Source organism: Streptomyces calvus (assembly GCF_006782915.1).
Lineage (GTDB): Bacteria > Actinomycetota > Actinomycetes > Streptomycetales > Streptomycetaceae > Streptomyces > Streptomyces calvus.
The window spans coordinates 20,175-27,147 of the sequence record NZ_VCNP01000046.1 but is presented as its reverse complement, the minus strand read 5'-3'; the positions used below and the strand labels follow the sequence as shown (position 1 = coordinate 27,147).

The following is a 6,973-nucleotide window of genomic DNA, read 5'->3' as shown; positions in this document are numbered from 1 at the left end:
GGCGTCGCGCGCGGCCAGGAACGCCGGGTCCCGTTGGGCGTCCGCGGGCGGCGGCTCGTCGAAGAGCGCGGACATCAGGGCGTCCATGCCGTCGCGCTCGGCGTCGTACGCGGTGCCGTCGCGCTCGGCGTCGTCGTACGCGGTGCCGTCGCGCTCGGCGTCGTCGTACGCGGTGCCGTCGTACGCGGGGTTCTCGTCGCCGGCCGGGATCTTGCCGAGGGCCGGGTTCTTGTCGCCGGCCGGGTTCTCGTCGTGGGCCGGGTTCTCGTCGCCGGCCGGGTTCTCCTCGTGGGCCGGGTTCTTGTCGCCGGCCGGGTTCTCGTCGTGGGCCGGGTTCTCGTCGCCGGCCGGGTTCTCCTCGTGGGCCGGGTTCTTGTCGCCGGCCGGGTTCTCGTCGTGGGCCGGGTTCTCGTCGTGGGCGGGCATGTCACACCACCTCGTCCTCGTGCAGGCGGGCGCGCAGGGCCCGGACCGCCGTGTGCAGCCTGCTCTTGACCGTGCCCTCCGGGACGCCGAGCTGTGCGGCGATCGAGCGCACCGGCAGATCGGCGTAGAAGCGCAGCACGACGACCTGGCGCTGTGCGTCGGGCAGCTCCTCCAGGCCGCGGGCGACGGCGAGGGACAGCACGCTGGTCTCCTCGCCGGAGGGGAGTTCCGCCGGGCGCAGCGCGGCCAGTCGCTCCCCGAGCCGCTCCTGGCGGCGCTTGGCCCGGTGCCAGTCCATGGCCAGGTTGGAGGCGACCACCGCCGCCCACGCCGAGACGTCGCGCGGTGCCTCCCGCCCGCTCGCGGCGCGTTCCAGCAGCCGCAGGCGGACCTGCTGCACCCCGTCCGGCAGGTCCGCCTGCGGTACTCCGCCCAGTGCGAGCACCGCCCGCACCCGGCGTTCCTGCGCCGCGTCCAGCGGATCGTCGTCGGCGACGTACGACCCCCGGCCGCGCCGGGTCCTTCCGCGCAGCACTGGCCACCCCCCTCACGCTGTTTCTCTTACGACGCCGCTGCCGCCCGGAACGTTCACGCGGGAGCGCCTCGTTTTTGCGTTTCCGGTGTCGTGGACCGCACCGAGGCGTACGTCACACTCCGTGTGTCCGGAGCCGGGCCCGGGCAGGGGACCTTGCGGTCCGCGACCCCCGGTGGCTGAATTTCTGCAGTTCACAGGGGTGACGGCCGAAGGTCCGCAACCGTTGGTTGCCGTCCCGTCGTCCCACTGGGCGGGCAGGACGGCAAAGAATTGGACAGGCGGGCCGTGGTCGGCCGCATGATGGAAGAGCCTCGGCCAGGCATGTCGGATACGCACAGAAGCAGTAGGGAGTCGCCGTGAGGGTCGGAATCGTCGGAGCCACCGGTCAGGTGGGCACGGTCATGCGCAGGATCCTCAAGGAGCGGAACTTCCCGGTCACGGAGCTGCGGCTGTTCGCCTCGGCCCGCTCGGCGGGCACGGAGCTGGACGGCGTGACGGTGGAGGACGCGTCGACCGCCGACTACACCGGCCTGGACATCGTGCTGTTCTCCGCGGGCGGCGCGACCTCGAAGGCGCTGGCCGAGAAGGTCGCCTCGCAGGGCGCGGTCGTGATCGACAACTCCTCCGCCTGGCGCAAGGACCCCGAGGTCCCCCTCGTCGTCTCCGAGGTGAACCCGCACGCGATCGCGAACCGCCCCAAGGGCATCATCGCCAACCCGAACTGCACCACGATGGCCGCGATGCCGGTGCTGCGTCCGCTGCACGCCGAGGCGGGACTGGAGGCGCTGGTCGTCGCGACGTACCAGGCGGTGTCCGGTTCCGGTCTCGCGGGCGTGGCGGAGCTGCACGGCCAGACCCGGAAGGTCGTCGACGAGGCCGACAAGCTGACCCACGACGGCGCGGCGGTCGACTTCCCCGAGCCCGGCGTCTACAAGCGCCCCATCGCCTTCAACGTGCTGCCGCTGGCCGGCAACCTCGTCGACGACGGTCTGGGCGAGACCGACGAGGAGCAGAAGCTGCGCAACGAGTCCCGCAAGATCCTGGAGATCCCCGAGCTGAAGGTCTCCGGCACCTGTGTCCGCGTCCCGGTGTTCTCCGGCCACTCGCTGCAGATCAACGCCCGTTTCGCCCGCCCGATCAGCGTGGAGCGCGCGACCGAGCTGCTGGCCGAGGCCCCCGGTGTCGTCCTCACCGACATCCCGACCCCGCTCCAGGCCGCCGGCCAGGACCCGTCGTACGTGGGCCGCATCCGTCCCGACGAGACGGTGGACCACGGTCTGGCGCTGTTCGTCTCCAACGACAACCTCCGCAAGGGCGCGGCGCTGAACGCCGTGCAGATCGCGGAGCTGGTGGCCGACGAGCTGCGCGGCTGACGTCAGCCACCGCCGTACGGGAGGCGGGTGCGGGACCCGGCAGGGTGCCGCACCCGCCTCTTCGTGTGCCGGGTCAGCCGCGCCGTACCTCGTACAGGAAGCAGCCGTACTCCACGGCCCGTACGTGGACGAGCGCCACCGCCGGGTCGGCGAACGCCTCCGTGAGGGCCGGCTCGAAGTCCTCCGGTGCGCTGACCAGCCGGCCGCCGAGGATGCGGCCGTCGGCGGAGTAGCGGCGGAGCGTGCGGTGGGCGTCGGTGAACGGCAGCCCGTCGTCGTCGGGGCCCGGGCACTCCTCGGCGTGGACGAAGACCGGCCCCTGCTCGTCGTACGCGCCCGGATCGGCGCCCGTCCCGGCCGCCCAGCGGCGCAGCGGCGCGTACGAGACGAGGGCGATCCGCTCACCGGGGCGGCTGCGGCGCAGACAGCAGCGGAGCGGGGCGCCGCCCTCGTCGTCGGTGCGGGGGACGGCGGGACGGCCGGCGTCGTCGGCGGTCAGGAGTTCCTCCAGTACCGCCGGGGTGATGGGGCGGGCGCGGTGGTGTGTCGTGATTGCCATGCGTCCAGGCTTGCTCCGGCCGTCCCGGGCCGCTGGCGGATTCCGGACATCACGCCCCGCATCCGCCGTCCGGGCCCCTGCCGCGGACATGCGGATACAGGGGTATCCCCATGGCTCGCCGTCGTCGTCGCCCGATCGCGATGTCGCGTGGAAGGATGGCGCAACCCACACATATCGAGGAGATGACCGCGTGCCTGGCACAAACCTGACTCGCGAAGAGGCGCAGCAACGGGCGAAGCTGCTGACCGTTGACTCGTACGAGATCGAACTGGATCTCTCCGGGGCGCAGGAGGGCGGCACCTACCGGTCCGTGACCACGGTGCGCTTCGACGTCGCGGAGGACGGCGACGGCGCGGAGTCCTTCATCGACCTGGTGGCCCCCGCGGTGCACGAGGTGACCCTCAACGGGGACGCCCTCGACCCCGCCGACGTCTTCGCGGACTCCCGCATCGCCCTGCCCGGTCTGCTGACGGGCCGCAACGTGCTGCGGGTCGTCGCCGACTGCGCGTACACCAACACGGGTGAGGGCCTGCACCGTTTCGTCGACCCGGTCGACGACCAGGCGTACCTGTACACCCAGTTCGAGGTGCCGGACGCCCGCCGGGTCTTCGCCTCGTTCGAGCAGCCCGACCTGAAGGCGACGTTCCAGTTCACCGTGAAGGCGCCGGAGGGCTGGACCGTCATCTCCAACTCGCCGACGCCCGAGCCGCAGGACAACGTCTGGGTGTTCGAGCCGACGCCGCGCATCTCGTCGTACATCACGGCGCTGATCGTCGGCCCGTACCACTCGGTGCACAGTGTGTACGAGAAGGACGGCCAGTCCGTCCCGCTCGGCATCTACTGCCGTCCGTCGCTGGCGGAGTTCCTCGACGCGGACGCGATCTTCGAGGTCACCCGGCAGGGCTTCGACTGGTTCCAGGAGAAGTTCGACTACGCGTACCCGTTCGAGAAGTACGACCAGCTGTTCGTGCCGGAGTTCAACGCGGGCGCGATGGAGAACGCGGGCGCGGTCACCATCCGCGACCAGTACGTCTTCCGGTCGAAGGTGACGGACGCGGCGTACGAGGTGCGCGCGGAGACCATCCTGCACGAGCTGGCCCACATGTGGTTCGGCGACCTGGTCACCATGGAGTGGTGGAACGACCTGTGGCTGAACGAGTCGTTCGCCACCTACACGTCCATCGCCTGCCAGGCCGCCGCGCCCGGCTCGCGCTGGCCGCACTCGTGGACGACGTTCGCGAACTCCATGAAGACCTGGGCCTACCGCCAGGACCAGCTGCCGTCCACGCACCCGATCATGGCGGACATCCGCGACCTGGACGACGTGCTCGTCAACTTCGACGGCATCACGTACGCCAAGGGCGCGAGCGTGCTGAAGCAGCTCGTCGCGTACGTCGGCGAGGACGAGTTCTTCCGGGGCGTGCAGGCGTACTTCAAGCGCCACGCGTACGGCAACACGCGCCTGTCGGACCTGCTGGGCGCGCTGGAGGAGACCTCCGGCCGTGATCTGAAGACCTGGTCGAAGCAGTGGCTGGAGACGGCCGGCATCAACGTGCTGCGCCCGGAGATCGAGACGGACGCGGACGGTGTCATCACCTCCTTCGCCGTCCGCCAGGAGGCCCCGGCGCTCCCGGCCGGCGCGAAGGGCGAGCCGACGCTGCGGCCGCACCGCATCGCGGTCGGCGCCTACGACCTCGACGCCGGCGGCAGGCTGGTGCGCGGCGAGCGCGTCGAACTGGACGTCGACGGCGAGCTGACGGCCGTACCGCAGCTGGTCGGCAAGCGCCGCCCGGCGGTGGTGCTCCTCAACGACGACGACCTGTCGTACGCCAAGGTCCGCCTGGACGAGCAGTCCCTCGCCTTCGTCACCGAGCACCTCGGCGACTTCGCGGAGTCCCTGCCGCGCGCCCTGTGCTGGGCCTCTGCCTGGGACATGACCCGGGACGCGGAACTCGCCGCGCGCGACTACCTGTCCCTGGTCCTGTCGGGCATCGGCAAGGAGTCCGACATCGGTGTCGTGCAGTCGCTGCACCGCCAGGTGAAGCTGGCCATCGACCTGTACGCCGACCCGGCCGCCCGTGAGGCGCTGCTGACCCGCTGGACCGACGCGACGCTGGCCCACCTGCGGTCCGCCGCGCCGGCGAGCGACCACCAGCTGGCGTGGGCGCGGGCGTTCGCGGCGACGGCCCGCACGCCCGAGCAGCTGGACCTGCTGGAGGCGCTGCTGGCCGGCACGCAGACCGTCGAGGGCCTGGCCGTGGACACGGAACTGCGCTGGGCGTTCGTGCAGCGGCTGGCGGCGGTGGGCCGCTTCGACGAGGCGGAGATCGCGGCCGAGTACGAGCGGGACAGGACGGCGGCCGGTGAGCGTCACGCCGCCACCGCCCGCGCGGCCCGCCCGACGCCGGAGGCCAAGGCGGAGGCGTGGGAGTCGGTCGTGGAGTCCGACAAGCTGCCGAACGCGGTGCAGGAGGCGGTCATCGCCGGCTTCGTCCAGACCGACCAGCGCGAGCTGCTGGCGCCGTACACGGACCGGTACTTCGAGGTGCTGGCGGACGTGTGGGAGTCCCGTTCGCACGAGATGGCCCAGCAGATCGCGGTGGGCCTCTACCCGTCGGTGCAGGTCTCCGGCGAGACCCTGGACAAGACGGACACCTGGCTGACCGCCACCGAGCCGAGCGCGGCCCTGCGCCGCCTGGTCTCGGAGTCCCGCGCGGGCGTGGAACGCGCCCTGCGCGCCCAGGCGGCGGACGCGGCGGCGGGTGCCGCCGCCCGGTAGAGCGCGGTGAGCGTTCCCGCAGGCGTGGGAGCGTTCGTGGGCGTGCGCGTGGCGTGCGGTGAGTGTCGAGGGGCGCCCGGTTCCGTGCCGGGCGCCCTTCGGCGTGCGGAGGCCGGTCGCCGGCCGTCGCTCCGGCCGGGTCCGGGCGGGTCCGTGCGGGTCCGTGCGGGTCCGTGCGGGTCCGTCGTGGGCGCCGGCCGAGTGGTGGCGCCGACCGGATCCGGAGCGGGTCCGTCGTGGGCGCCGGCCGAGTGGTGGCGCCGGCCGGATCCGGAGCGGGTCCGTCGTGGGCGCCGGCCGAGTGGTGGCGCCGGCCGGTGCCGGGTCACGCTGCTGCCGGGCCGGTGTCGCCGCGGGTCATGCCGTCCCGCAGCGGCTCCGGAGCAGGTCCACGCCGTCGCCGTCGAGGTCGTCGCAGTGTGTCGCGCGTCCGGTCATGGCCATCACGAGGGACAGGGTGGGGCCGGACACGAGCGGCCCGGAACCGGTCGTGAACGGGCCGTCGTCGGCGACGAGTCTCAGCCCGCCGATCCGTCCCTTGGCGACCACCACCATGTCGGAGTTCCGGTAGTACTCGGCCACCTGCGTGACGACCTCGACCGGACGTCCGCTGCGGATGCCCAGCGGACGCCGGATGTCCTCTCCGTGCACGACCGTCTCCCCCAGCATGGCGATGGCGGGCAGCGGAGGCTTGGTCTCGCTCGGCACGATGCGGCGGAACCGCTCGAGGGTCTCGTCCGGAGCCGCGCCCAACTGCTCGGCCAGCCGCACGGCCACCTGTTTGTCGAAGTCGAACCGGCAGCGGAGCACTCCCGCCATCCAGCGCACGGCGTTCAGGCTCGCGCCCGCGGTGAGGTGCGCCAGCACCTCACGCACCGTCAGGCCCGCGCAGAGCGAGGGCGTGGCCCACTGTTCGGCCGTCAGGCCGTCGAGATCGGCCGCCAGTGCCGCTCGCTCGGCGTGGATCAGGGGCCAGATCTCGGTCGCGCGGCTGCGGCTCGCTGTCGGTCGGGGATCGGTCATCGGGGCGCGTCTCCTGTCACGGGTCGTGCACTGCGGCGCGCCCGCGCCGGAACGGGGCAGCTCCGGCACGGGCGTTCGGGAGGAAGACTCCTGCCGCGGCGCGAAGTCATCGCCCGGGAGCGACCTGCCCGCCGCGCCCGCCCCTGCCCACCGGCGCGCCGGCAGCTCCGCGCCGGAGCTGCCGCACTCCCGGTCGCACTCCCCGGCCCACGGCCTTTGATTCCTCCCGGAGTTCCGGCGGGCCGCCCGTGGCCGGGTGACCGGCCGGGCCGCGTGCT

At 72.7% G+C, this 6,973-nt stretch carries 5 protein-coding genes and 1 pseudogene; 2 read left to right on the top strand and 4 right to left on the bottom strand.

Going from position 1 to position 6,973, the window contains the following annotated elements; all coding sequences use genetic code 11:
- Together FGW31_RS22805 and FGW31_RS22800 are read right to left on the bottom strand one after the other, a co-directional pair.
- Nucleotides 1-426: pseudogene (locus FGW31_RS22805) on the bottom strand (hypothetical protein); the annotation flags it as partial.
- Nucleotide 427: 1 nt separating this feature from the next.
- Entirely contained in the window at nucleotides 428-961 is a 534-nt protein-coding gene (locus FGW31_RS22800) for an RNA polymerase sigma factor (protein WP_142195348.1), read from the bottom strand.
- 356 nt (nucleotides 962-1,317) lie between these two features.
- Between FGW31_RS22800 and FGW31_RS22795 the strand changes: the two genes are divergently transcribed.
- On the top strand, nucleotides 1,318-2,334 hold the full coding sequence (locus tag FGW31_RS22795) for an aspartate-semialdehyde dehydrogenase (RefSeq protein WP_142195347.1): 1,017 nt from the start codon (nucleotides 1,318-1,320) through the stop codon (nucleotides 2,332-2,334).
- 73 nt (nucleotides 2,335-2,407) lie between these two features.
- On the opposite strand, the gene FGW31_RS22790 is transcribed toward FGW31_RS22795, so the two are convergent.
- Complete coding sequence (locus FGW31_RS22790) at nucleotides 2,408-2,893, bottom strand: DUF1203 domain-containing protein (RefSeq protein WP_142195346.1); 486 nt, start codon at nucleotides 2,891-2,893, stop codon at nucleotides 2,408-2,410.
- Between the two features lie 190 nt (nucleotides 2,894-3,083).
- On the opposite strand from FGW31_RS22790, the gene pepN reads away from it, so the two are divergent.
- Nucleotides 3,084-5,672, top strand: coding sequence for an aminopeptidase N (pepN, locus tag FGW31_RS22785; RefSeq protein ID WP_142195345.1), 2,589 nt, complete (start codon nucleotides 3,084-3,086; stop codon nucleotides 5,670-5,672).
- A gap of 357 nt (nucleotides 5,673-6,029) precedes the next feature.
- Here the strand turns inward: pepN and FGW31_RS22780 are convergent, their stop codons facing one another.
- Nucleotides 6,030-6,695, bottom strand: coding sequence for a maleylpyruvate isomerase family mycothiol-dependent enzyme (locus FGW31_RS22780; RefSeq protein ID WP_142195344.1), 666 nt, complete (start codon nucleotides 6,693-6,695; stop codon nucleotides 6,030-6,032).
- Nucleotides 6,696-6,973: the final 278 nt, after the last annotated feature.